Source organism: Amycolatopsis sp. NPDC051061, from assembly GCF_040682935.1.
Classification (GTDB): Bacteria; Actinomycetota; Actinomycetes; order Mycobacteriales; family Pseudonocardiaceae; genus Amycolatopsis.
On the sequence record NZ_JBFBBZ010000013.1, the window covers coordinates 121,479 to 146,963 of the forward strand.

Below are 25,485 nucleotides of genomic sequence, written 5' to 3' on the forward strand. Positions count from 1 at the left end.
ATGAGCGAAAAATCGATCGCCCAGCTGATGGCTCACCGCACACTCGACCCCGGCGACGGGGCGGTCGTGGACGTGGACGAGTTCCTGCCGCTACGAGCGCTGCTCGGCCGCGCCGTGCGCAAGGCGCGGCTGTTGCGCCAAGCAGGCGTCGGCCGCGGAACGCACGTCGCCCTCGCGGCGGGGTCCTGGACGGCGACCGCCGTCGATTACCTGGCTTGCGCGTGGCTGGGGGCGGTGGCGGTGCTATCAGACGACGAGCGGCTGCTTGCCACGGTCGGCAGCCCGGTGGTGCGGCTGGGACAGGGGGACGAACCGCCACACCGGATCCGGCCCGGCCCGGGTCCACGGCCCGGTCCCGACGACCCCCTGGACGTCATCTTCAGCTCCGGCACCACGGGCGTGCCGAAACCGACCGTCTCTCGCCACGGAGACTGGGACTTCCGACCGTGGCGGCCGGCGGGCCGACCGGCAGACCGGGTGGTGCACTGTGGAGTCCCCTTCGGTACGTCGACCGGGGTCCACGGCATCCTGCTCCGGCACCTGTCGGCCGGTGTCGTCAGCGTAGCCGCTCGAAGTGTTGCCGAGGTCCCCGAACTGGCCGACCGGCATGGTTGCCGGGAGATCGTGCTGACCCCGTACAGCCTGCGCAAGCTGCTCGACCGCGGCGACCATCCGTTCGCGCGGATCAAGACGGTCAAGGTGCTCGCCGGTCCGGTGCACGGCGGGCTGGCCTCGGCCGCCGTCGAGGCGTTCCCGAACGCGCGGATCTTCTCCATCTACGGAGCCACCGAGCTGGGTCCGGCGATCTTCACCCGCCTTGTCGACCTCGGCGAGTCCACTGCTCTGGGCTCGCCGAGCCCGGGCACCGCGGCCAGGGTCGTCGACGCCGGTCGCCGGGTCTGCGCGCCGGGCGAGGTGGGGGAGATCGAGGTATCCCACCGAGCGAACGGTGTCAGTGCACCGGCGCCGGACTGGATCGGCACCGGCGATCTCGGCTACGTCGACGAGCTGGGGTGTGTCTTCCTGATCGGCCGGGCCAAGGAGATCCTGATGCTGCCGAGCGGGCGCACCACTCCCGGCGATGTCGAGGAGCGCCTGCTCGAGGTACCGTCCGTGCGCGATTGCGGTGTGGTGGCGATCGACAGCACCGGCGAGTGGGATCGGCTGGGCGCCTGCATCGTGGTCGAGCACCCCGCCAAGACCGCCGAGGTCCGGGCCGCGCTGGCTTCGTTCGACCCGGCGATCGCGAAAATCGCATTCGTCTCGTCGATCCCCCGGACGGCGCTCGGGAAACCGATCCGCTCGCGGATGTGGCACATGCTGACCGCGGCGGGCGCCCAGGGGTGAACCGCCGCGCGTTCTTCGATGCAATGTATCCGGCCCGTCGGCGGTGCCGCCCTGCGGCACGGTGACAGGCGGCGAGGTCCGGATGCCGTCGATGACGGTGTCCTTCTTCGCCAGATCACCCACGACGTGGCGAAGCTGGTCGAGAACCGGGATCGAGGCGTTCGCCAACGTCACCGGCAACCTCCAGTGAATCCACACCGGCCGTACGCGATGCAACCGGCCCGTCAGGCACGACCGTCACGGCTATTGACGCTCTCACCGTCGCCGCAGTTCGGCCGGGAGCTGTTCCACCGGCGGGACTGTAAAATGTTAAACGTTTTACAGTCCCTCCGGAGGTTGTTCAGGACGGTGCCGGTGCTGACGACGCGCCGGACTGCGCCGATCTGACGCTGGAAGCGGTAGGGCATCGGTTGGATCCAGGTTCGTTCGTGCCCGTCGTAGCGGGGAACCAGCGGAACGGGTCCGTAAACTAGGTGCCGGCGCAGGATCGCGGCGACGACGTGGACCAGCTCCGGCGACATCGGGATCACGCGCTCGCGGTCGGACTTCGACGGCGGGATGACCAGCAGCGCGATCAGTCTGCTCGCAGTGCGATCGGTGTCGTGATGCCGGCACCGAAGGCCGGCCCGGCAGCGCCCCCGGTCTGGCAGCACTGGAGCGCAGGCACTGAAACAGCTCTCCGTTCGGGTAGTGACGGGGGACTGTCGATCACCTGCGCGCCGGACACCGCCCACGCCGAGTATCGGGCCGCCGATGCGGGCCACGCCGGTGGGGCGGACTCCACCTCCGCCCGGGCCAGGACACTGCCGCCCGTACCGTCTCCGGCTCTCCCGCGCGGCCGGCTACCCGCCCGTCCGAGGCCTCGGATCCGCCAAAAAGTAGGCCGCGACTGGCCGCACACCACCGGTTTCAGCCGTACACAACCGGACATCGTGGCCTGGATCGCCGCTCCGATCGAGCCCGCTCAGACGCCTGTTTTCGCAGGTCAGAGGTGGTGCCCCCGGAGTGGGACAACCAGGTCACGTCGATGTACCTGGTCGGCACCCAGACGTGACACGCACGGCGCCCCGCGCTCAGCGCAAGGTCCGGAAGAACGCCCGCATGTCTTCCGCGACGAGGCCGGGTTCCTCCCACTCGATGAAGTGACCGCCGCGGTCCACTGCCGTCCAGCGATCGACCCGGGACACGTGCTCCACCCATTCGCGCGGGGTCGGGAACATGTCCTTCGACGACATGAGATGCGCGGTCGGTACGTCCCAGCCGCATTCCTGTTCGTAGTCGGACTCGCAGTAGAGCCGGATCGATGATCCGATCGTCGCGGTGAACCAGTAGAGGCTGATGTTGGTCAGCAGCTGATCCTTGGTGAAACGACGCTCGACTTCGCCGTCGCAATCGCTCCACCGGCGGAACTTCTCGACGATCCACCCGGCCAGGCCGGCGGGCGAATCGTTCAGCGCCGTCGCCGGCGTCTGCGGCTTCGTCGACTGGATCGCGCCGTACCCCACCTCGGATGCCCGCCACCGCTCGACATCGCGGAGGTACTGCCGGATCGCCGGGCCGGGGTCTGGCGGCGGGTTGTCCGCGCGCGGCGTGGTGCCGCTCAGGTGGATCCCCACCACGGCCTCCGGGTAGCGAGTGGCCAGCGCCTCGGCGACACTCCCCCCGAAATCGCTTCCCCGGACCGCATACCGCTCATAGCCGAGCACTTCCGTCATCAGACGGTGGAACAAGCGCGCCATGTGCGGCTCGGTCAGGCCGGGCCGGTTCGTGGTGTCCGAGAACCCGAAACCGGGCAACGACCCGACGACAACGTCGAAAGCGTCATCCCCTTCACCACCGTGCTCCGTGGGCGCCGCGAGCAGAGGCAGCAGGTCGAGCATCTGCACGAACGAACCCGGCCAGCCGTGCAGGACCAGCACCGGCAGCCCACCACCGCCACCGGCCCGCTGGTGTACGAAATGGACGTTCAGGCCTTCGATCTCCGCCAGGAACTGCGGGTACGAGTTCAGCCGCCGCTCTTCACGCCGCCAGTCGAACGCTTCAGCCCAGTACTCGACGAGCTCGCGCAAGTACGCGGGATCCGTGCCGTAGTCCCATCCGCCGCCCACGAGGTGATCGGGCCACCGGGTGGCTCGCAGGCGGCACCGCAGGTCCTCCAGCTCGGCATCGGTGACCGCGATCCGGAACGGCTGAACGGCTTCCGAACGGGGTACACGCGCAGAGTTCACCCGGCCGACGCTAGATCCTTCCGGCCGTTCCGCAACGAAGGGGATTGCGACAGACCGACCACCGCCGAGGTGGCGCGCCGTTTCGGCGGCGCGCCACCCGGAATTCGTCAGTTCGCCGGCGCGGTCACGCCACTCAGGCTGATCGTGTGCCGGCTGCTCGACGACAGGGTCGCCGTGGTGACCGTGACCGTCCGGGAGCTCGTGGTGTACGACCACGCGGTTTCCGGCAGGCGAACGCCATCCACGGACACCGCGGCAGGCGCGGCGGAGTTCGCCAGGCGCAGGGTGTAGGCGCGGTTCGATGCGGCTCCCGACGCCGCGTCCACCGTGAGCGTCCTCGCCGTGTTCTGCCAGCCGATCCCGGTCGTGGTGGACGGCCCGCTTCCTTCGCCGCGGTCCTCGTAGAGCGAGAACCTGCCGTCCGCGCCCGCGGTCACGTTCACCGTCAGCTGGTCGAGCGGCGCGGCGGCGTTGTCCACGTAGTTCGTCCGGGCCGGCATGATCCCGCCGGCCTTGACGAACACCGGCATCTCGGCCAGCGGCTTCGTGATCGTCACCGTCGACGGTCCGGTGTAGACGGTTCCGGTGAAGTAGTCGGTCCACGTGCCCGGCGGGATCCAGGCGTTCACGGAACCGGTCCCCGCCGAACTGTCGGGTGTCGTGATCGGTGCGACGAGCACGTTGTCGCCGTACAAGTACTCCTGCGGGTTCGTGTAGGCCGCGTCCTGATCCGGGTAGTTCAGGTAAAGCGGCCGCGTGATCGGCACACCGGTCGCGCTCGCCTGCTGCGCCAGGGTGTAGGTGTAGGGCACCAGCGCCTCGCGCAAGCGGAGGAACTTCGTCGCGCTGTCGCCGGCGGCACCGGGGTAGTCCCAGGGCAGCCGGTCTCCGTGTTCGGAGTGCAGCCGGTCGACCGGCTGGAAGGTGCCCAGCTGGACCCACCGTGCGTAGAGGTCGTCCGCGAGGTGGCCGCCGTGGTAGCTGCCGATGTCGTGACTCACGTTGCCGAGGCCCGCTGCCGCCTCGTCAGGGGTGAACCGCGCTTCGAACGCGAGCATGTCCCAGCTCGCCGGGGCGTCGCCGGTGAACTGGAGGGTGTTGCGGCGTTCCGACCACGGACCGACCGGGAAGCTGCTGTGGATGCCGCCCCGCTCGGCACCCCCGATGCGGCCGAACGAGAACCCGCGGAAACCCTGCGCGGCGGCGTGGTCCGCATACGCCTGGTTGATGAAGTTGTCCGGCGCGACACCGGGGTCGGAGGCGGTGGCCCCGCCGCATCCGGAGCAGTAGTCCAGCCACCACGTCCGGACGCCCTGGCGGTCGAACGGCTGGTGCAGGTCGAAGTAGCTGCGCAGGTGCGCGGGATTCGACCAGTCCCAGGTGTAGTTCCCCCCACCGTCCGGTTTCAGGCCACCCGCGGTCGCGTTCGCCGTCGCGAACCGGGGGTCATTGCTCGCGATGGACGTGTGCACGTTGAGCGTGACGTCCAGTCCCTGCTGCTTCGTCCAGTTCATGAACCCCTGCGGGTCGGGGAACAGGGCGGTATTCCAGTTCCACCCGTTCCACTGCGAGGGCGACTTCCAGTCGGTGTCGACGACCAGCCAGTCGATCGGCGTGGCGGTCGACCGGAACTTGGGCAGCAACGTGGAGCGGTAGTAGCTGTCGGAATAACCGAAGTAGCGGGAGTACCAGACGCCGTAAGCGGATCGGGGGAGCAAGGCCGTCGGACCGGTGAGCGTGTTCAGGTCGGACAATCCGCGCTTGAAGTCCTTGCCGTAGCCGAAAAAGTAGCCGTCCTGGTAGGGCTCTGCCCCGTGCGTGGGCCGATCGGTGATCGTCCGGTCCGCGTTCAGCAACGCCGAGCGCGTGTCGTCGAGCAGGTACCAGCCGTCGCGGTCGAGCAGGCCCGGGTGCTCGGGCGTCGGGACCGCCTCCGGGTTGTCCAGTGAACGGTCCCAGCCGCCCAGCACGGACGTCGGCCCGGCTCCGTAGGCCGTGGTGAGCAGCGACGAGTCGGCGACGGGGTAGGCCGTTCCCGGCGAGGTGACGGCCAGGCTGTCGAGGTTGACGTTGCCCGAGTCGCCGGTCCCCTGGACGACGCTGACCTTGTTCGTCCCGGCGTTCAGCGGGATCGACACCGACGCCGTGGCCCAGGTGTCCCAGGACGACGTCACCGGCAAGGTGAGTCGTGGGCCGGGTACGCCGTTGACGACCGTGGAGAGGGTGCGGGTGGTGTTCTGGCCGTCGCCGCCCTGCGCGTTCGCGTACCGGACCGTGAGCTGGTACTGCCCCGTCGCGGGAACCGCGGAGACGTCCTGGGTGAGGGTGGCCCCGGTTTCGGTGAGCCCGGCGAGGAAACCGGACCCGGTGTAGCCCCGGTGATCGTATGCGACGGAAGCCGAGCCGACCGGGAGCCCGTTCTCGCCTTCGCAGACCGCCGAGAAGACGCAGTACGAAGGGAAGAGAGGCGCGGCGGTGACTCCCGTCGAAATCAGCTGAACCGACGTGTTGGACCGGGTGAACGGACCGCTGTTCTGCCGGTAGCGCAGGATCAGGCTGCCGGTCCTGATTTCCCGGTACCCCCCGGCGACCTTCGTCGTGAAGGTGGGAGGCGCAACCCCGCGCCCCACGGCGTTGAAGGTCGGCCGGACTTCGAATCGGTCGTCACCCGCGTACTCGAGCCGGATCAACGTCGGCGTCAGCACTTCGAACCGCGCATGGCCGTCCCGGACGACGCCGTCGTCTCTCACCGGACGGCCGTCTCGGGCCTGGGCGGGCAGCACGCCGGTGGTCCACACGAGGAGAACCACGACTGCCGTGACGATGCGGGACGGCCAAGACGACAGTGATCCGAACACATCGGCCTCTTTTCCTGTTCCGACGCGGGAACTTCGGCGATCACTTTCGGGCTTGTCCGCCGGACATGTCCAGCCGCCGAATGCAGCAGTCACTTCCTTGCGGGAATCAATGGCGGTTTTCAGCCACAACGGGCGAGGCGGCGCAGGGTTTCCCGTTCTCGCCACCGGTCCGGCGTCACAGGCGCTTCGTCACGAGCCACCGTGTAATGGCCTCGTTCGTCTCCTCGGGGAGTTCGATCATGATTCCGTGACCGCCGTCCAGCGTCGTCTCGGTCAGGTCGGCACAGTCCTGCCGCATCGGCTCGGGAAGCGCGCTGAAAGCCGTGTCACAGATGACGTCACGCCGCGCGTGGACGAACAAGGCGGGCATGTGCAGGCGACGGCCCGGAGCCGCCGCGGCGAACGCGAGATTGGCTTCGTCATTTAGGTAGATCGCGCACGTGCTGCGGAACCCGGTCTTCAGATAAGCGGAGACCAGTGCGTCGAAGTCCACTTGAGCCAGCATCGACGGATCACGCGGCACGGTGGGCGCCCGGTGCGCGTCACCGAACCAGCCTCCTCGCCGGCGGACATCGGCGAGGGTGGCCCGTGTTCCGACAACACTGGCCGGAGTTCGCTGGTACAGAACGTTCAGCGTCGCGTGGGTATCCGCTTCGAAGTCCTGGACCGCCCGGTCGAGATGCTCGTAGTAGTCGGCGTAGTAGTCCCATTGCCCAGCGGGGTACTGATTCGAGGGGTACAGCGAGCGGTTGACCAGGGGAACCAGATTCCGCAGAGCCAGGCCGTCGGCGATGTAAGGCGTCGTAAGGGTGATCACCGCCCGGCAGCGGCGAGCGTGGTGTGCGGCGACCGCCCAGACGACGGCGCAACCCCAATCGTGTCCGACCCAGACAGCGGGCTGCCCGCCCAGACCATCATGCAGTTCGACCATGTCCTGCACGAGCTCGGACAACGCATACGCGGAAAGATCGGCGGGCGCGGAGGAGCCTCCGAAGCCCCGCAGGTCCGGTGCCACGCAGTGCCAGCCCGCGGCCGCGAAGTACTCGAGCTGCCGCCTCCAGACCACGCTCAGGCCGGGCCAGCCGTGCAAGAAGATCATGAGTGGGCCGTCCGTCGGTCCCGCCTCGAGATAGGCGGTGCGATGACGTGCGGATTCCGTGCGACTGGTCTTCACCACCGGCGATGCGAACGCCGGCGAACCGCCAATGGTCGTGGCGACACCTGCGGCCACGGCCACACCGAGCATCGAGCGACGGGAAAGCACCATCGAACCCCTCCGAAGAACAGCCGGCCCATACCGGGCGGCCTGCACCCGAGGCGCTTCTCACCTCGCACAGTGATCATCACGATATCCACGGCGGCACCGTTACCCGCAAGGCCGACAAGTTCCTGGGAGGAAGCAGCTTTCGCCGAGGAACGGGCGGGCAGGGTTGCGCTGACCAGCGCGCCGGTCTTCTTGCCGACGGTGGTGAAGTCGACCGGGCCAGCCGTCCAGTTGCGGTACTTGCCCGGCGGCGGTCAGCCGCGGCGATGGCGGCGGGGTCGGCCTTGCGGCAGATCCGGCGTCGAGATCGTCAACGGTCGGCTGTAGCTGGCAGTATGGTGCCCATGACAAACAGTGAGCGAGCCGTGTACGTAGTGCACGACCGAACCACGTCTGCCCAGCCCGGCATCCTGACCACGGCGTTCGAGTCCGTGAAGAAGGCGATCGCGCATCTCGACGGGTTCCGTGCTCAGCAGCCCGGCGCCCCCGGCCCGCTCACCTAGGCCACCGGCCCGGGCTGGGCCGATGGGCCGCGACGCGGAGGGCAACACAGTGTTCTATGTGTTCGGCCTGAGCGTGGTCTCCGACAAGGAATTGACCTACTTCGAGCGAACTGCTCGTCGGCCCTGACCAGCGTCGACTGCCTGGCCTTTTCGGCCAGTCCGCGAGCTCACCGACAGCGGGGCACGGCCGGGGTCGATCAGGCTGCGTTGTTGAAGATCCTCCGCTGGATCTCAAGGTAGAGACGCGGGTCCACGACGGGAGCGCCCGTCGAGATCGGGGTCGACTCCGGTGACTCAACCAGATCGAACGAGTTCGCCTGGGCCAGCTGCTGCGTGTAGTCGATGACAACCTGGACCAGGGTTTTGTACTGCTCCGCAGAGAAGTCGACCGTGATGTTGCCGTTCTCGGAGTACGCCTTAACCGCATCGAGATCGGCGATGAGGCGGTCGATGATCTCAACATCGAGGCTCTGGTCGCGGACACCCTCAAGATAGGCGCGAAGCGAGTCGTTGCAGTTCTTGACGCACTCCGACAGCGCCCGATTTCGCTTGCGAACGAGCGGAACGGCCGCAGCGACCGTCCCGACGACCGCCAGCGTGGCGAGCCCCGCAATGACGACTGGCTTCTTCTTGAGCATCCAGGCTGCCGCTCCGACCGCGTCCTGGTGCAGCTTGGAGGCGGAGATTTCCTTGAGCTGGGCCACGATGTGTCCAGCGCTGTCACGCACCACGCCGCCGTAGAGGGTCAGGTCACCGTTGAGTAGACCCGCCGCAATCTCTGAGAGCCTGTTCCTGAACCTGTGGTGGTCGTGGGTGTCGTGAGCGGTTAAACGGACGGGCTCCTGGTAGGAGGGAGGTTGCGAAGCCAAACCCGGCTACCAGGAGCCCGGGACCAGTGTGCCTTGCCGATCAGGCGTGTATGTCATCGGTGTCGCCTCGGCGACGCCGGGAGAAGCTGATGTTGAACGAAGTTCAGATTCTGATCGCCCGCGTCCGTGCCGAGCTGGAACGGCTCCGTCATGACGAAGGCGGCTACTCAACCGAAGCCGTCGTGGTGACCGCTGCCTTGGTCCTCCTGGCGATTGCCGTGATCGCAATCATTGTCGCCAAGGTGACCGAGAAGGCCAACGGCATCACCCTCTAGGCCGGTGACCACGATGCCTCGAAACGTACTGCGCCGACTTCGCACGGATGAGCGCGGCGCCGGCACGGCCGAGCTCGTCATCGCCACCCCGCTGTTGTTGCTGCTGGTTCTGCTCATCGCTCAATTCGCGCTGTACATGCACGCCGTCCACATTGCTCAAGCCGCTGCGTCCCAGGCGCTGTCCGCGGCACGCATCTCCGGCGGCAGCGCAGCCACGGGTGACACCGAGGGACAACGAGTCCTCACGCAACTGGGCAACGGACCGTTGCGGGAGACCTCGGTGAACGTCCAGCGTGGAGCCGCCCAAGTATCCGTGACGGTCACCGGAACCGTGACCAGCCTGATCCCATTCACAACCCTCACGGTCCACGCAGAAGCCGTTGGGCCAGTGGAAAAATTCACCCCGCCGAGCGAAGCCGGGGCGGTGACACCATGACCGCGGCCCGCACCCTCTTTGCGCTACGGCGGGACGACCGGGGATCCGCCGCGGCCGAGCTCACCCTCCTGACCCCGGTGCTGATCCTGCTCTTGCTGTTCGTCGTCTTCTGCGGCCGGCTGGCCGATACCAAGCTGCGAATCAACGACGCCGCCCACCAGGCCGCCCGCGCCGCCACTCTGGCCCGCAGTCCATCGCAAGCCACCGCCAACGCCCAGGCCACCGCCAGCGCGGCCTTGCGCTCGGCCGGGATCGCATGCCAGTCGCTGTCGGTTTCCGCCGACACCCAGGGGCTCAAACCTGGATCCACGGTAACCGTCACCGTGACGTGCAGCGTCGGACTAGGCGACCTGACCTCGCTCGGCGTGCCCGGCAGCCGGACATTCGAGTCCACCTTCTCCTCGCCGGTCGACGTCTGGCGCGGCAGCTCCGGAGGTACGGCATGAGGTCGATCGCAGTGCTACGTCGGCTGCGCGACGATGAAGAAGGCCGGGTAACCGCCTTCGTCGTCACCATCGCGCTCACGGCCCTCCTCTTCGCCGGCCTTGTCCTCGATGGCGGGCTGGCACTGGCCGCCAAGGTCCGCGCCATCGGCGAGGCGCAGGAGGCCGCACGGGCCGGCGCCCAGGAGATCGATCTGGCTGTGTACCGCGCCGACGGCTCGCTGCGCCTGGTCCCGCAACGGGCTGGCGCCGCGGCCCGAAGTTACCTCGCCGCCGCGGGGCACACCGGCAGCGTGTCGGTCACCGGCAACAAGGTCGCCGTAACCGTCACCATCAACCAGCCCACCCAGCTGCTCGGGCTCGTCAGCATCGCCTCGATCACCGTAACCGGAGCCGGACAAGCTGAACCACAGCGCGGAATCTCCGGCGTACTTCCATGAGAGGACAAGAAAATGGTGACTACCGAAGAGATCGAACGCCGCGTCGAGGAAGCAGACGCAGCCCGCAGCGCGAAGAGGACCGAAGCCGCGCGGCGCGTCGGTGAGCTCGTGCGGCAGCGGACTGAAGTGGCCGACAAGCTCAGCGAGATCGACCGGCAGCTCGGGGACGTCCTCGTCGGAGCGAGCGACGTCATCGGCGTCGACGAGCTGGCCAAGTTCACCGATGTCCCGGCTGCCGACCTCGCCCAGTGGCGCGACGGCAGCAAGACGACCCGGGCCAGGCGTAAACGGCAGACCGCCAGCGCGCCTACCCCGAAAATCAGTCCGAGCGCGCCGCCGACGGCCGCCGGCACGCGGATGTCGGCCGCCGATGCGTCCACCAGGGCTCCCGTACCGGTGCCGTGACCTCGCAACCGCCCCTCTCGCGCCGGACGCGGGTGTTCGCCGCGGCACTCCGGTGTGTCCGCGGACTGCTCGCGTCCGGCGTCCTGATCGGTCTCGTGGTGGGCCTGCCCTGGGCGCTGGTGCACTTCGTGGGCTGGCCGCTGCCAGACCAGCTGCCGACCTGGGACGAGATCCAGGCGACCCTGCTCAATCCGATGAGCATCCGCTTCCTGCTGAACACCTTGGCGGTGGTGTGCTGGATCGTCTGGTTCTGCTTCGCTCTGGACGTCCTTCGCTGCTCCGTCGACGCGGTGCGCGGAATGACGTGGCCGAGTCGCCGTCCCGGCCCACTGCGCGGGGTCGCCGCGGTCCTCGTCGGGACCATCGTGCTTACCCTGCTCGGCAGCCGAAGCTCGTACTCGGCGCCGCTTGCGGGCACCGCGGCGCCCACCGTCGGCCTCCGGCCGGTCGCCGTCGTCGCATCGCTGCCTCCAGGTCCGGCACCACAGGCGACCGGCGCGGTGATCGATCCCGCCGCGCCGGCTCCGGCAGGCATGGTCCAGGTCACCGAGGAAGTCCGGCTCCCACACGACGGGGTCTACGACAGCCTGTGGCGCGTCGCCGAGCGCCTCTACGGTCCCGGTGGCGGCAGCCGTTGGCCCGAACTCTTCCAGCTGAACCGCGGCGTGGAGCAGCCCGACGGACGCGCGCTGACGAAGCCCAGCCTGGTGCGGCCCGGCTGGAAGATCACCGGGTACGTCCCGGCGCCCAACCAGGAGCGTCCGTCGGTGCCGCCCCGACAGCCTTCACCTCCCACGACCACGGCGCCCACCCAACCCACTCCGGAACCAACCGCGGCCGGGGAGCACCGTGAAGACCGTCCCGAGCCTGCCGTGGACCTGGTGACGGGCGTGTTCGTCAGCCTCGGCCTCGCCGGAGCGATCGCCGCGGCCGTGGTGTCGACCAGGATGTGGCGTCGGCGCCGCTATCGGATCGGAAGCGGCGACCGTGCCGACCTCCAGCGCCCGATCGCCCCCGTGGTCCGCGCCCTCTGCGCCGCGCACGACGACGGCGACCTGCAGCCTGGTGAAGTTGCCGAGCTCGACCTGGCATCACCGGGGGAGCCGGAACTCAGCGGCGAGCTGGCCCAGGTACCCGCGAAGATCGGCGTTCGAGAACGGCGCGAACTGGCCCTGAACCTCGCCAGCACCCGCGGGCTCGGCCTCGCCGGCGCCGGAGCAACCGCGGCCGCCCGCGCGGTGCTCCTGCACCTGCTCGCCGAGCAGCAGCCTGGCAACGGTGTCGGCGTGATCGTGCCCGTTGACGACCTGCGTCTGGTTTTCGACGGCGTCGCCGTCGAGGACCTGCCGAGCAGCGTTCACGTCGTCGCGACGCTCGATGCCGCGCTCGACGAGATGGAGGCGGCCCTGCTGACTCGTACTCGCCACGCGATCGAGGAGACCGGAGTTCGGCCCGCTGTACCGTCGCTCGTACTGCTCGCCAGACCGGCATCCCACGCTGATCGTCGCCTGCAAGCCGTCCTCGACAATGGCTCGACGCTCGGCCTGGCCGGCGTGCTCCTCGGCCAGTGGCGTCCCGGGGCGACGCTGCTCATCCGCCAGGACGGCACCATCAGCGCGACCAGTCCAGGGATCGACGACGTCCTCACCGGTACGCGCCTGTTCAACGTTCCGGCAGCCGACGCCACCTCTCTCCTCGAGGTGCTCCGAGCTGCAGAGAGCGTCGCCGAACAGGCTCGGGAACCGGTTCCCGAGCGGCGATCAGCGGAGATCGAGGCGAGCAGCTCGCTCGAGCAGGAGGAGCAGCACGCCGAGGACAACCAGCCGGTGGCCCGCGAGGAACCGCCGGTCCGCACCAAGCAGCCCCGGCTGTTCCTGCGCGTGCTGGGCCGAGTCCAACTTGCCGTACGGGATGAAGCGGGTGTTCGCGAGCTGGGCGGTGCGTTCACGCCGAAGCAGCGCGAAGTGCTCGTCTTCCTCGCGCTGCATCCCCAGGGAGTCCGACGCGAGGTTCTCAACGAGGCCGTCTGGCCCGACAGCCGTCCACCGAGGCCGTACAACTCGTTCCACAACACCCTCTCGACGTTGCGCCGCGCGCTCGCCGACGCCACCGACGACCAGACGGGCAACGTCGTCCTCAACGAGGACGGTCGCTACCGGCTCAGCGACGAACTCCTCGACGTCGACTTCTGGCAGCTGCAGCGCATTCTGCAGGCGCAGCGCCCACCGGACGGGCACGGCAGTGCCAACCTCCGGAACGCGGTCGAGCTGTATCGGGGCGACCTCGCCGAGGATCTGCTCGCCCAGTGGATCGAACCGTTCCGGGAATCCGTCCGCCGAGACGTCTTGGACGCGCTCGGCGCGCTTGTCCGCGCCGACGGCGACATTTCCCCGGAGACCGCGCTAGTTCTGCTCGAACGAGCTCGCAAGTTCGACCAGTACAACGAAGGCGTCTACCGCGATATCATTCGTATGCAGGCACGGTTGGGCCAGTACGCGGCTATTCCGCGGACCGTCGCGCTTCTGAGCACCACGCTCGCCGAGATCGACCAGCAGGTGAGCGCCGAGACTCTCAATCTCGCCGATTTCCTACAGCGTCGAGGCAGCGCGCAGTGGAAGGATGCCGCCGGCAGTGCAGCAGCTAGTCGACCGGCGGAGGGTGCTACCTCCGCAAGGTCCTTGCGACGGTCTTCTCGCGGTGCCTGTTAGAGCGGTAGCCCCCGCCAGCATATGAAGCGCCAGGTCGGAACGCTTATGGTGCCTACCGATGTGACGCCCGACTCGGATGCCGGCAGGCATGTGAACAGTCGGTAGGGGCGCGCTGCCGACAGCTTCGTTGACGTGTAACCGAATTCATTCGAGCAAAATCCTTCCACTCGTCTTCTTGTATTTACCTCTCGCGCTCTATTGGTCCTGCTCTTTGTTTATTTCTTTATTTGCTCGTCTATGTTTCGGCGGCGCGCTGACCTGCGTGTTTGCTTCCATCTGTTGGCCTCTCGGTCCGACCCGGCGGGCTTGCGAGGGGTGCATAATTGTCGGGAAATAACCCGTTGGAGGTCTTGATTTCCTGTGGCTCAGTCCTAAAATGAATTGTAGGAGAGAACGGGACGGCAACCCCAAACTCTCCGGTTCGCTAACCAACACCGCTCACCTGAATGAAGGCTCAGTGATGACCATGCTTGAGGCGTGCGTGTCCCAATTCTCCCTTACCGTCGATGCGACGGACACCATCCAAGCTTTGGTGGATAGCGCCGACCACCCATGGGGGCGACGGCTCCACGATGCACTGAAGTTCGCTACCTACGCGGAGTGCGCGTACGTCGTTGAGCCGTACGCGCGTGTCGAACTCGCGGACTTCCGACCGGACGCCCCCAAGTGTCCGGACGTCGCCGACCGGTCCGTCTCCGGCGTGTTGGGTGAGCTGCAGGCGGCCGGGTACGTCGACACGCGCGACGTGCTGCAGGAAGACGCGGGCCAGACCTACCTGTCTGAGGGGCGCACAGTGACGGCCGTGCACGTCGTCCGGCCCTTCGCGCTGGTCGGCGTCGACTACCGCTGTTCCCGGGAAGCAAACAGCCGAGCGATCCGATACGGGCACGCGTACGCCGACCGGTGGGAGATCACCGAACGCGCCTACACCGTCCCGGCCGGGTGGTACCTGGTCGGCGAGACGGGCGACTTCACGACGGACCTGGTCGGCGTCGCAGGCATCTCAGGGGACAGCGACGACTTGCTGTGCTCGCTGTTCGAAATCGAAGGGTTCGGCGCGTCAACCTGTCTTGCCAGGTGCGGATCGTGCGGGATGCGCTGGTCGGCGGAGTCGGGATCCTGGCACTTCCGGCCCGACGACTGCGACGCCGACGCCTGGGACTTCGACGACGCCGCCGAGATCGACGACGAATCCGGCACCGTCGCCTGCTCGGCATGCGCTACCGGTCGCGTCGGCTTCTCCATCTTCTGATCTTTCGCCGTGCGCGGGCGGTCCCGCGTCTTCGTGAGCTGTGCGCTCACCTCTACTTCCTTATGAGGCTGCAATGTTTGCTGTGCTCTCCGTGGACGGAACCCCGATCGGGCTGTCCGACGACGTCGCCGAATCGATCACCCTGCAGTTCGACACGGACTCGGCTCCGACGCATCGGTGCCGAGCGTGCCGGGAGGAGCTGGCCGAGACTCCGGACGGCTACGAATCGACGTCCGGCGACACCGCGTGTGCCGACTTCGAGCCGACGGTCGACACCGACCCAGACTACGGCGAGGGCCCGCACGATCCCGAGCGGATCCGGCTGTCCTGGTGCAACAGTGCGACCGCGCAAACCGACGAATCCGAAGACTCGGTCGCGTTGTCCATTTCGGTCGGTGACCCACGCGGCGCCTTCACCTTCACGATCCGCCGGGTTCCTGAGGACGCCGACGGCGACCTCGCCGGACGGCTGATCATGCACACCCCGTACGCCGGGGAACACATGCTGCACGTGAGCTTGACGCCGCTGCACGACGGAACCTACGTCGTCGGCACCTACGCGCCAACTCGGCGTCTGCGCTCCGTGCCGCCCGCCGCCTGAACGCCTACGGAGGGTTCCGATGAGCACAGCACCAGCATGCGACCGCGCCCAGCCGGGCGAGGTCTACGTAACCGTCGCCGACTCCGGCGTCGTCTTCCCGGCCGTGATCGAGGATGAGCGCTGGAACAGGTTCGCTCGGCCGCGCTTCAACCGCACGGCGGCCGAAGCCGTGGTCGCCTGGCTGAACGACTGCCACGGTGCCGGAGCCACCGCCGCTGCATTCGACGGCGAGGCAGTCGCCATCACCGCAACCACGGCCGATCGTGCGGAACGCATCGAACCGGGCGACGATGGCCGCTACCCGATTGGCGCCGGTGCGTGGGAATGGGAACTGACCATGCCAGCTGCCGACATCTCCGCCGAGCAAGCGTTGCTCGCCGGTGCTCACCGGCTCACGCCCGAGATCGGTGAGACTCCGGTGACGATCAATGCGACCGGCAGCGATCCCGCTTTCCCGGCCCAGGTGGATCCCGTGACCGGCTGGAGCCGGTCGGGGATCCCGCGCTTCCGCCTCGACGTTGCGGTTGTCATTGTCGCTTGGCTCAACGCCTGCGGACGGCTGTACCCGGGCGCCACGGTGGCGTACTGGGAAGACAGCACGATCATGCTTCTTGACCCGCTCGCCGCGACGCAGGATGGCTACCTGCCGACGCGAGTCGTCCGGGAGGCGGACGGCAGGTACGCGATCGGCGCCGGTTTCGAGTGGGAACGCGCCAAAGGCTGACAGCTCGCGAACAACGAGAAACACCCTTAGCCGTGGTGTTCCGGGACGGCAACCCCGGCACGCCACCGAACCGCCAACACCGCACCAACCCATCGGAAGGGATCCGTCATGACGCGCGCACCCCGTCGACCGTCCAGGGCCGGGACGAAGGCCCGGCGCACGATTTCGCCCGAAGAACGAGCCGAACGCCTCGCGGCCGCCCGCGACCAGCTGCTGGAGGGCGTGGACAAGCTGATGACCGCCGACGGCTGGCAGCAGCTGATCACGTCACGCGCGTGGTTGCGCCGCTACAGCCTCAACAACCTGATCATGATCCTGCAGCAGTGCCCCGAAGCCACCGACGTGCGGCCTCTTTCGGAGTGGAAGCGCGAAGGCTACGGCCTCATGCGCAAGGGCACGCACAAGATCAAAATCTGGAAGCCGTGCTTCCGCAGGACGACCGACGACGAGAACACCAAACCGACCGAAGGCGCCGAGGCGGATCCGGACAAGGCTCCTGCGCTGTCAGGATTCATGCTCGTGCCCGTCGTCGACGTCTCCCAGCTGCAAGGGGATCCGCGGGGCGCGCAGCCGTCCCCGCCGGAGCCGATCGCCCTGTGCGGTGACGCGCCACGGGGCCTGTGGGACGGTGTCGCTGCCCAGATCGACGCCTGCGGCTTCGCCGTCGAGCGCGGAGACTGTGGCGGCGCTTTCGGCCGGACTGTGTTCTCCGAGCGGCGTGTAACCGTGCACGCCGACGTCGAGCCTGCGCAGGCCGCCAAGACGCTCACGCACGAGTTGGCGCACATTCTCTGCGACCACGAAACCCGCTTGGCCACCACACCGCGGCATGTGCTCGAGGTCGAGGCCGAGTCCGTAGCGTGCATCGTCGCCGCGGTCTGCGGCATGGACACGCTCGCGTACTCCGTGCCCTACGTCGCCGGTTGGGCCACCGATCGCGAGACGGCACGCTCTTCCGCGGAGTGCGTGCTCCGCATTGCGGATCGGATCCTGGACCGGCTTGACCACGCGGCAGCTCCTCCCGTGGCGGCTCTTGAGGATCTGGCCATGGCACACGGCGTCCACGCGGTCGCGTGAAGATCGATCGGGACGTGCCATGACCACTCGAATCCTGGGCTGTGCCGAACTTTACGGACGCCTCCGCTACGTCACCAACCACGCTGGACTGCAACGCCGAACGCATCCGTTTGCGGGCATGCCGGCCGCGTCCGCTTTCGACGACCACGACGCCCTTGGCTTGCACGGCCACGTCTTACAAGGTCTCGGGGCTACCGCGGAATACCTCGAGGAGGGCGGTGGCGCCGCCTGTTATCCGGCGTTCGGATTCCGGCTCACCGAGAAAGCCGCTCGGCTGGCACGGTTCTCCGAGGAGTTCGAATACTCGGGGACGTGGGGTGAGGCCATCCGAGCCGCCGCCAGCCTGGCGCACCAGATCGACGACGCCGAGGACGACCAGGTGTTCGGCGATGTGACCTTGCTGGCCGTGGCGCGCCACATCGGCCGGCAGTACCCACCGGAGATGACGCCGTTGCCCGGATGGTTGCCGCCCGACACGCCTCTGTTCCTCGACGGATACCCGGCGACGCTGCTCGGCCACGTCGCCGCGGACTTGCGCGTGGACGCTGTCACTGCGACGTGCGCGCGGGAAGGCCGGGCGGTCATCCTCTTCCGCTCGCTCGGTTGGCGGCTGACGCCGCGAGCCGAGGCCTTGGCCGACGCTATACAGAACTATGAAGCAAAAGGGCTACGTTGGCCCGACGCTATCGCCGCGGCGGCAAGGGTCGACGTGACGCATTTCGAGCGGCACTACTGGGACCGCTGAAATCCGACTTTGAATCTGTTAGTAGCGCCCGGCGGGTGAACACCTCCGAAGAGGCGCGGCAACCACCCGCCGGGTTCCAACACCGCACACCCCAGAGGGGTGCGCGAGTCTGCAGTCTAACGCATGGCTCCCACCTGCGGTGTGACGCCGCGCCGTGTCAGTAGATCGCTGAAGGGAACCTCCATGCCTTCATCGCATCATCAAGTTTCCGCATCCATCAATACTGAACAACTGGCGAATAAGATCGCCGCTGCAGTTGAGTCCGCATGGCACCGCGCCTATGGAGCTGGTCGGCTCGATGTTCCGATCTCGGTCGTTGCCACTCTTGCGGCATTGCCGGAGAAGGATTCGTGCGGCCATCACGTCAACGAGACGGTGTCTAGCTGGGACGCTGACACCTTCCACGACTTCGCGCGCCACACTTGGTCTTCGGTCATCCGGCATCGCCCTGAGATCACGCACCTTCTCCATCCGATGGTCTCGTGGATCTTTGACGATCCCGACCGCGAAGTGCGCAGCCACGCGGTGGCCGTCGCGCAAGCGGCGCTGCGTGCGGGGCAACCGCACCTCACCGGAACCGAACGACGGTTCGATGTCGACCTGCTCGGCACCGTGCTGACGGTCCTCCGACCAAAACCGGCGCTCAAGGCTCGGGGTCAGTTCTACACACCCGGTTCGATCGCGAAGCTCGTCGCCGGCATGTCCGACGTCCGGGAGCACAGCAACGTCACCGACCCGATGATGGGAACCGGCGGCATGTTCCGCGCGGTGGCGGAGGTCATGCGGGAGCGAGGCCGTGATCCGCACACCATCCGTTGGATCGGGTGCGACGTTGACACGCTCGCCGTGGCCTGCGCCACCGTGAACAGCATGATCTGGAACCTCGGAACAGACATCGTCTTCCAGGCGGGCAACACGCTGGAGCCCGGCTGGCGGGAGGTGGCGCTGGCGCAGCGGGAGGAACTCCGTCGACTTGCTGCGGACCTGCAGCGCGATCAGGCGATGAACGCCTTCGTAAGATCACTCTGAGGGACCCGGCGTTAGCTTCAGCCTGGGGATCAGCCGGCGGCAACTGGCAGTGCCCCGACCTCCGGGTTCCGCCGTCAGTGCTGCTCGTCCGAGATGAGGAAACTCGGATGGACATCGCCGTGATCCGTCGGAACTCGAACCGCGCCAGGAACGCTCCGGGCGCGGTTCGTCGCGATCTGCTGTCGGACCGGACGCGCTCGACGTTCGGATGCCCAACTGTGACGGGTCGGAGCTGTAACAACCCGACCTATCTACGCGAGTAAATCTACATGTTTAAGAGGTACGTGTTGACGGACGGTCACCGCGATGTCCGGTGATCGTCGTCGTGCTCGCGTGGTTGCGCTCAGCTATGTGGGCACGGTGCTCCTGATCGTCGCGACCTTGACGATTATTGTAGGCGGCAGCACGACTCTGTGGGGTGATCCGCAGGCCAACATGACTGTAATCGCCGGTGCGGCGGCGGTCCTCAGTCTCGCTGCAGGCCCCTTTAATTGGCTGCAGCGCCGGCGCCACCCAGCGGCACCAAGAGTGTCTTCGGACTTGGTCGACGAACTGGCCGATATCGTCGACCTTGAACTTCGTGGAGAGGCAGCCAACCGTGGGCTTCGCGGCCGGGGAGGGCCTATCCCGTTCGCGTGGGACGGTGGAGGGACGCACAGCGAACATGATTTTGAGGAGACTACCCGGCTGCTAGCCGAGCGGTTCCGCGCGCTGCCGACACAGCGATTGCTGATCCTGGGCGAGCCGGGCTCAGGTAAGACCGCTCTCCTGCTCATGCTGGCGATCGGCCTCAGCGCAGGCCGGGTGAGCGGACGACCGACGCCGGTGATGCTCGCCCTGTCGGACTGGGATCTCGTCGCCTTGGAGAGCCTTGACGAGTTCGTGGTGAGAGCGGTGGCGCAGCGCTACTACGGCGGCTCGACGGTTGAGCCGGCCAGGTTGCTCGGGCAGGGCTTGATTGTACCTTTGCTCGACGGCTTGGATGAGCTCGCTGAGTCGGACCGCACGGTAGTGGTCAAGTGTTTGAATGAGGCGATCGACCGGTCGGACCAGCGCCTTGTCGTGGTCTGCCGTCAGGAGGACTACGACCAGATCATCGCTCACGGGAGTCGGCATCTCCGCGACACCACGAGGGTGACGATCAAGCCGCTTGATGTAACTGCCATCGTTCGAGGGCTAACTGGTTCTGCTTCGGTGGCTGGTACGAAGTGGGAGGGCCTGCTGGCCGCGCCGGGCTCCGCTGTCGTCGAAGCGTTGTCCACGCCACTGATGGTTTCACTCGCCAAGTCCGTCTATGAGAAAGAAGGAACAGAGCCGAAGGAGCTGATCGGAGCACAATTCCGGTCGCGACAAGATATCGAAGATCATATTACCCGAGAAGCCGTCCGGCGGGCCTATCAGGACGATAACGCGGGCCAATCGGATAGCTCGCAAGGAATACACCAGCTTGCGTCCGTCGCGCGCGCCATCGGCCATTCCAATAGGGACATCGCGTGGTGGAGGCTGCACGAGCGTTTGCTCGCTCCGTGGCCCGTTCTAGCGGTGAGTATCGCCTCCGGCTTAGTGTACTTTGGGGTATGCCTGGTCCTCGCGCAAATTTCCGTCAGGCCAGAAGTGCCGGGACTGGCGGTGATTTTCAACACCTATGGCGCGGCGCTCGGTGGGCTTTTCGCAGCTACGGTACTGGTGGTGTGGCTAATAAAACCGCATCCCGAACCCGTCCAGCTGGTCGTCAAGATAGACGGGTCCTGGGCTCGTCTTCGACGAGGTTTCTGGGCAGGCATCCGGACGGGAACGGCAGTATCGGTGCCACTGCTACTGGCTCAAGCGGTGTTCAAGTCAGTGTATGGCAACTGGAATCCCAATGCCGTCATCGACTTCGTTCAATGGAGCCTCGTCTGCCTTCTGTTACCGATTGTGCTTGGCGTCGCGCTGGCTGCGAAATCCTGGCTGTCTGCCAGGTCGGGGCGCGCCACCCCGGCCGGCCCCCAGGTTAGTCGCAGGCGCGACCGCAACGCTTCGATCGCCGGCGCGGCGGCAACGGCCATTGTCGTCGCGGTCCTCGTGGTACCGGCGTGGACTCTGGCGATGGTGGTTGGAACGCTACTCGGCAACGTTGTGACCAACTGGCCGGGCTATCCGGGTACCTCGGCTACCGGCTTCGTGGTCAAGCGGACCTGGGAGGCGCTGAGTCGGGACCTGTCCGACCCTGCAGTGATGATCGCCGCGTTGGTATTGCCTGCGTTATTCGTTGGACTACTCGTCCTGCTTACTTACGCTTGGCCGCGATCCATTCTGGTCGTCTTCGCGCCGCGACGAAACACTCCGCGCAGGCTCATGCGGTTCCTTGCAGACGCTCATAAACGTCAAGTGCTCCGGCGTTTCGGAAATGTTTACCAATTTCGGCATGTTCGGGTTCAGGAGCTTTTGACGAGTCCAGAGGGAGTCGTCGAGCATCGCATCGAAGCGAGGAAACGTCGGATACCTCGGCCGGTTTACATGATCGGAGTCGTCGTCCTTCTTTCTGCGATGATCGCCGTACCGTTCCTTGTAGGGCCGTGGGACGAGGGTGTGGCGCTAACGGCTGGCGATGTCGTCGACGTACGGTGGGCACCTTCCGGTAAGACGCTGGTGACCGCGTCGAGATCTGGTAGTCAGAGCTTTTCGATCGCACGCTGGTCGGCGGCGACGGGCCAGCTTGTCGGCCACCGCGTTCGGGCGGTCGCGTGGGCGATGGATCCGGTTACCAGTGTAATTGCGACGGCGTCCAGTACTGCCAGTGGTCAAGCGCCAACCGTGGATCTGTGGGGCGAAAACGGAGAACATCTCTTCGCTGTTTCGGAGGCAGCTGATCTTGAGTTCAGCCCTCAAGGCAAGACATTCGCTGTGTTCAATGACAAGACCCGCGCCGTGCAGCTGTGGAATGAGAACACGGGCGCCCTTGGTATTCCTCCATTGCAGAACGTCGTGGCGGGCACCTTCAGTCCGTATGGCACGGCGTTCGTGACGGTCGATGCTGAAACTCTCAAATTACGTTTGACTGACACTGTTACCGGTAAGAACGTCGATCGGCTCGCCGAGGTACCGCCTTCGTATAGCCAGTACTATCCGCACGGCCGCTCTCTCGCTGCGCCTAAACCTACCTACCAGCAGCAAGCATCGCCTTTTATTCGCGACACCAGCAAGCCTCCGGTGGCAACCGTTGTGTTTCCGGGCGAAGGGACGATGAGTAGCTACTTCGCTGTCGGCGTCACGGGTCTGGCTGCGTTGGAAGTTCGCGACTCCGAAGCGTCGCCCTATCGTGCTGAACAAGTTCCTACCGACCTGCTCCTGTGGGACCTGACCGCGGGTCCGGAACAGGACTACGAACTCGATCGGGTCGAGGAGTGGCAGTTCGATCAGCATGGGACCCTGTCCGTGCGGTACGACCTTCACATCGACGATGACCCGAACGGTGTGGCCGGGAACGCATACAGCTACCTGGTCCGGCGTGCAGGCGAGCGGAACCCCATGTCGTTTAAGGGGTTCTCGGAGGACCTGGCCGCGACTGGGGACAGTGTGTTTGTTCTGGGGGCCTCTCAAGGTGGTCGCCGCATACTCAACGGGAAGACAGGGGAGCAGGTCGGGCAAGATTTTCAGGCAGATTCGCTAATCCTCCCTACCAGCGGCTGTTGCTTCGCTGCGAAGGTTGATGACGAACACGTCAGGGTCGGGCAAATTGGAACCGGGGCGATGGAGGCGACTATTCGACCTCCGCAGCCAGTGATCCAATTCCCCGAGGGTAGGGTTGGAGGCTTCGGCGACTTCGAATTCTCGCCGGACGGAAGTGCCTTGGCCACTTCGCAGATTGCGCGAGGTGTCGACTTGTGGAGTGTTCCTGACGGACATCTGTCGCGGCAGATCGACGGGGCGGAAGGCTGGCAGTTCAGCGATCGTGGCGACTTGCTGGCGGTCGCCAACTCGTCGTTCTCGATCGAAGTGTTGAGCGTTTCGACCGGGCAGACGAGAACTAAATTGACTGGACACACAAGCTCAATCCGCAGTATGTGGTTCAGTCTCGACGGCACTGAGCTCGCTACGGCATCGGACGACCTGACTGTGCGCGTTTGGCATATTCCGTCTTAGTACTGCAATGGCGGTTAGATGAGCGGGTAGCACCGGCGACGACCCATCGGCGTTGCAATTCTCAGCCATCTTGCGCATGCACGAGGTGTGCTTAACTGGCCGGTCGCGAAGCTGCCAGGTAGTCATCTCCGTTCCAGCGGTACGAGCTGATTTGGACCGGTTGGCCGAAGGTCGGAGCGTGCACCATCTTCCCCGCCCCGATGTACAAGCCGACGTGGTGGACGTTGCCGCGCGTGCCGTAGAAGACCAGGTCGCCGGGGAGTAACGGCTGGCTGTCCGGCACCAGCGGGCCGGCGGCGTACTGGGTCCGGGCCGTGCGCGGCAGGGCGATGCCGGCCGCCGCGTAGGCCGCCTTGGTGAGGCCCGAACAGTCGAAGCCGCTGTCGCCGTTCAACGGTCCGTTCCCACCCCACAGGTACGGCAGCCCGAGCTGGCCGCAGGCGAAGTTGATCGCCGTGGCGGTGGCGGCGTTCGGTGCCTGGATATCGTCGCAACGGCCGGTGCCGACTGCGGCCTTGCTGTACCTCTCTGCCTGGTCGAGGACTTCGTCGACGTACCAGTCCGCGTGGTTGTAGGCGAACAGCGCCTTGCGGATGTCGCTGGGCGCGCCGGAGTCGCAGAGGTAGTACGCCGCCGCGTAGATCGCGTCATGCTTGTCCCATGGCGACGGCGGGGTCTTGCCGCCCTGCGGTAGTGGATGCCGGGCGACGACTCCGTCGAACGTGGACTGGAGGAACTGCATCGGCCCGCGAGCGCCGAACGAGTTCTCGGTCCCCTCCGCGATACCGATCAGCTTGCTGCGGCCGTGGTCGCTCTCGACCTTGCCGATCGCGGCGAGGATCGACCAGTCCAGCCCGGGACACGCGGCGGCTGCCGCTCGGTAGAGGGCGAGGTAGTCGCCGGGGATGTCGGCGATCGCCTTCTGGCTGGGCTCGGTGCTGCTGCCGAACACGGCCTTCACGACGCCTTGCCCGATGCCGCCGATGAGGATGATGACGACCACGACCACGGTGTAGGCGATCTTCATGGGCGCCTCGGGAAGCAGCTGGCGGGCGAGGCGGGTGAGAACGGATCCGGAGCGGTCAGGGCCGCTGGACCCGGCTGGGCCGGGACCGAGCCTGACGCCGGCACGTCGCCGGGCAGATCAGGTTGGGGCCAGAGCTGGGCGAGCTCGACGAGCCGCAACCGGCCGGGGTGACGCGTTGCCGGGCCGGCGATCGGCAGCCATCGGGTGGCGGCGGGGTTGCTGGCTGCGTCCGCGGCGGTGGTGGCCAGCGGCACGAGCTGGGGCCGGTCGAACTGGGACAGGCAGTCGGCGAGCGCTCGGCGGGCGGACGTCTCGCGCCGATGGGTGGGCAGCCAGATGAGGATCGGGGTGGTGATGCCGGTCGCGGCGGCTAGCTTCTCGTAGCCGTAGAGCTTGCGGCTGAGCTTGCCCAGGTCCTCGGTGCCGAAGTCGAACTCAAGGAAGAACTCGAGCTGATGGTCGTCTTCGCGCCACCGGCCGTAGGCGTCGGGGCGCACCATGTCGCCGAACAGGCGTCCGCACCGGAGCTCGGACCACCACGCGGTCAGCGACCCTCGAGCCCCGGGACGTCGGCTCAGCGCGACCAGGGCGGTGAAGAAGCCGTTGACGCCGACCGTGTGGGCCAGACGCAGGGAGTGCGCGATCCCGATCGCGTCTTCATGCCGGTAGCCGATCGACTTCGGATCGAGCCCGTCTTCGTAGGCGAGGGCGACCGCGCCGGCGATGTCGAGCACGTAGTGCATCGGGGCGGTGCCGGTCGTGACGAACGGCTGGAACCGGTCGACGACCCGCCACTTGAACAGGTCGAGCAGCCGGTGGTTGGCCGCGCGCATGCTCGGGTAGCAGAGCTCGACGATCTGCTGGGTCGTGAAGACCTTGTGCTCGTAGAGCATCCGGGCCAGCCACCGATCGCGCTGGGTCAGCCGCCCGGCGAGCTGGGCGTGGTGCTCGCCGGTGGTAGCTGCTCGCGGAGTGGGACGTTGGGGCAAATGCCCGCGCAACATTCGCTGGGGAGTGGAGTTGGAGATCATAAAGCAGTCTCCTATTGGATCTCAGACGACGTAATGAATTCTCTATTTGGAGAAAACTCGAACATTCTTTATAGATGATAAATTTGGAATGTGTTCGA

At 66.6% G+C, this 25,485-nt stretch carries 22 protein-coding genes; 16 read left to right on the plus strand and 6 right to left on the minus strand.

All coding sequences use genetic code 11. The features are described from left to right. Positions 1 to 1,347, plus strand: a complete 1,347-nt coding sequence (locus AB0N03_RS19655) for a class I adenylate-forming enzyme family protein (RefSeq protein WP_364373339.1) — start codon at positions 1 to 3, stop codon at positions 1,345 to 1,347. Between the two features lie 61 nt (positions 1,348 to 1,408). Next, entirely contained in the window at positions 1,409 to 1,537 is a 129-nt protein-coding gene (locus AB0N03_RS19660; protein ID WP_364373342.1) for a hypothetical protein, read from the plus strand. Between the two features lie 883 nt (positions 1,538 to 2,420). On the opposite strand, the gene AB0N03_RS19665 is transcribed toward AB0N03_RS19660, so the two are convergent. The 3 genes from AB0N03_RS19665 to AB0N03_RS19675 form a co-directional block, all read right to left on the minus strand. Next, a complete protein-coding gene (locus AB0N03_RS19665; RefSeq protein WP_364373345.1) occupies positions 2,421 to 3,575 on the minus strand; it encodes an epoxide hydrolase family protein in 1,155 nt (384 codons plus the stop codon). Positions 3,576 to 3,682: 107 nt separating this feature from the next. Then, positions 3,683 to 6,385 (minus strand): TIM-barrel domain-containing protein, encoded by a 2,703-nt coding sequence (locus AB0N03_RS19670; protein ID WP_364373348.1) that lies wholly within the window; start codon positions 6,383 to 6,385, stop codon positions 3,683 to 3,685. A 223-nt stretch (positions 6,386 to 6,608) separates the two neighbouring features. Continuing rightward, complete coding sequence (locus AB0N03_RS19675) at positions 6,609 to 7,679, minus strand: alpha/beta hydrolase (protein ID WP_364373351.1); 1,071 nt, start codon at positions 7,677 to 7,679, stop codon at positions 6,609 to 6,611. A 362-nt stretch (positions 7,680 to 8,041) separates the two neighbouring features. Here AB0N03_RS19675 and AB0N03_RS19680 point away from each other — a divergent pair, with 362 nt between their 5' ends. Continuing rightward, the gene (locus tag AB0N03_RS19680) at positions 8,042 to 8,200 is read left to right on the plus strand and encodes a hypothetical protein (RefSeq protein ID WP_364373353.1); all 159 of its coding nucleotides are present in this window, start codon (positions 8,042 to 8,044) and stop codon (positions 8,198 to 8,200) included. A 197-nt stretch (positions 8,201 to 8,397) separates the two neighbouring features. Here AB0N03_RS19680 and AB0N03_RS19685 read toward each other — a convergent pair whose 3' ends face one another. After that, positions 8,398 to 8,904: a hypothetical protein gene (locus tag AB0N03_RS19685; protein WP_364373356.1), complete on the minus strand. Its 507-nt coding sequence runs from the start codon at positions 8,902 to 8,904 to the stop codon at positions 8,398 to 8,400. Positions 8,905 to 9,158: 254 nt separating this feature from the next. On the opposite strand from AB0N03_RS19685, the gene AB0N03_RS19690 reads away from it, so the two are divergent. From AB0N03_RS19690 to AB0N03_RS19750, 13 genes are all read left to right on the plus strand, one after another. Continuing rightward, positions 9,159 to 9,344, plus strand: a complete 186-nt coding sequence (locus AB0N03_RS19690; RefSeq protein ID WP_364373359.1) for a hypothetical protein — start codon at positions 9,159 to 9,161, stop codon at positions 9,342 to 9,344. A 13-nt stretch (positions 9,345 to 9,357) separates the two neighbouring features. Continuing rightward, entirely contained in the window at positions 9,358 to 9,780 is a 423-nt protein-coding gene (locus AB0N03_RS19695; RefSeq protein ID WP_364373596.1) for a TadE/TadG family type IV pilus assembly protein, read from the plus strand. Beyond that, positions 9,777 to 10,226 carry a TadE/TadG family type IV pilus assembly protein gene (locus AB0N03_RS19700; RefSeq protein WP_364373361.1) on the plus strand — a complete coding sequence of 150 codons (450 nt, stop codon included), beginning with the start codon at positions 9,777 to 9,779 and terminating at the stop codon, positions 10,224 to 10,226. Before AB0N03_RS19695 ends, AB0N03_RS19700 begins: the two co-directional genes overlap by 4 nt. Then, positions 10,223 to 10,663, plus strand: coding sequence for a pilus assembly protein TadG-related protein (locus AB0N03_RS19705; protein ID WP_364373364.1), 441 nt, complete (start codon positions 10,223 to 10,225; stop codon positions 10,661 to 10,663). Before AB0N03_RS19700 ends, AB0N03_RS19705 begins: the two co-directional genes overlap by 4 nt. 12 nt (positions 10,664 to 10,675) lie before the next feature. Beyond that, positions 10,676 to 11,068 carry a hypothetical protein gene (locus tag AB0N03_RS19710; RefSeq protein ID WP_364373367.1) on the plus strand — a complete coding sequence of 131 codons (393 nt, stop codon included), beginning with the start codon at positions 10,676 to 10,678 and terminating at the stop codon, positions 11,066 to 11,068. After that, on the plus strand, positions 11,065 to 13,776 hold the full coding sequence (locus tag AB0N03_RS19715) for a hypothetical protein (protein WP_364373370.1): 2,712 nt from the start codon (positions 11,065 to 11,067) through the stop codon (positions 13,774 to 13,776). The genes AB0N03_RS19710 and AB0N03_RS19715 overlap by 4 nt, the downstream gene beginning before the upstream one ends. Positions 13,777 to 14,236: 460 nt before the next feature. After that, the gene (locus tag AB0N03_RS19720) at positions 14,237 to 15,028 is read left to right on the plus strand and encodes a hypothetical protein (protein WP_364373373.1); all 792 of its coding nucleotides are present in this window, start codon (positions 14,237 to 14,239) and stop codon (positions 15,026 to 15,028) included. A 91-nt stretch (positions 15,029 to 15,119) separates the two neighbouring features. Beyond that, the gene (locus tag AB0N03_RS19725) at positions 15,120 to 15,629 is read left to right on the plus strand and encodes a hypothetical protein (protein WP_364373376.1); all 510 of its coding nucleotides are present in this window, start codon (positions 15,120 to 15,122) and stop codon (positions 15,627 to 15,629) included. A gap of 19 nt (positions 15,630 to 15,648) precedes the next feature. Then, positions 15,649 to 16,353 (plus strand): hypothetical protein, encoded by a 705-nt coding sequence (locus AB0N03_RS19730; RefSeq protein ID WP_364373379.1) that lies wholly within the window; start codon positions 15,649 to 15,651, stop codon positions 16,351 to 16,353. Between the two features lie 108 nt (positions 16,354 to 16,461). Then, positions 16,462 to 17,430, plus strand: a complete 969-nt coding sequence (locus AB0N03_RS19735) for a hypothetical protein (RefSeq protein WP_364373381.1) — start codon at positions 16,462 to 16,464, stop codon at positions 17,428 to 17,430. Between the two features lie 19 nt (positions 17,431 to 17,449). Next, positions 17,450 to 18,175 (plus strand): hypothetical protein, encoded by a 726-nt coding sequence (locus AB0N03_RS19740; RefSeq protein ID WP_364373383.1) that lies wholly within the window; start codon positions 17,450 to 17,452, stop codon positions 18,173 to 18,175. Between the two features lie 123 nt (positions 18,176 to 18,298). Beyond that, positions 18,299 to 19,204 (plus strand): N-6 DNA methylase, encoded by a 906-nt coding sequence (locus AB0N03_RS19745; protein ID WP_364373386.1) that lies wholly within the window; start codon positions 18,299 to 18,301, stop codon positions 19,202 to 19,204. A gap of 306 nt (positions 19,205 to 19,510) precedes the next feature. Continuing rightward, positions 19,511 to 23,329 (plus strand): hypothetical protein, encoded by a 3,819-nt coding sequence (locus tag AB0N03_RS19750; protein WP_364373389.1) that lies wholly within the window; start codon positions 19,511 to 19,513, stop codon positions 23,327 to 23,329. Between the two features lie 91 nt (positions 23,330 to 23,420). On the opposite strand, the gene AB0N03_RS19755 is transcribed toward AB0N03_RS19750, so the two are convergent. Both AB0N03_RS19755 and AB0N03_RS19760 read right to left on the minus strand, forming a co-directional pair. Beyond that, entirely contained in the window at positions 23,421 to 24,356 is a 936-nt protein-coding gene (locus AB0N03_RS19755; protein ID WP_364373392.1) for a bifunctional lytic transglycosylase/C40 family peptidase, read from the minus strand. Continuing rightward, the gene (locus tag AB0N03_RS19760; RefSeq protein ID WP_364373395.1) at positions 24,353 to 25,345 is read right to left on the minus strand and encodes a replication-relaxation family protein; all 993 of its coding nucleotides are present in this window, start codon (positions 25,343 to 25,345) and stop codon (positions 24,353 to 24,355) included. Before AB0N03_RS19760 ends, AB0N03_RS19755 begins: the two co-directional genes overlap by 4 nt. Between the last annotated feature and the right edge of the window lie 140 nt (positions 25,346 to 25,485).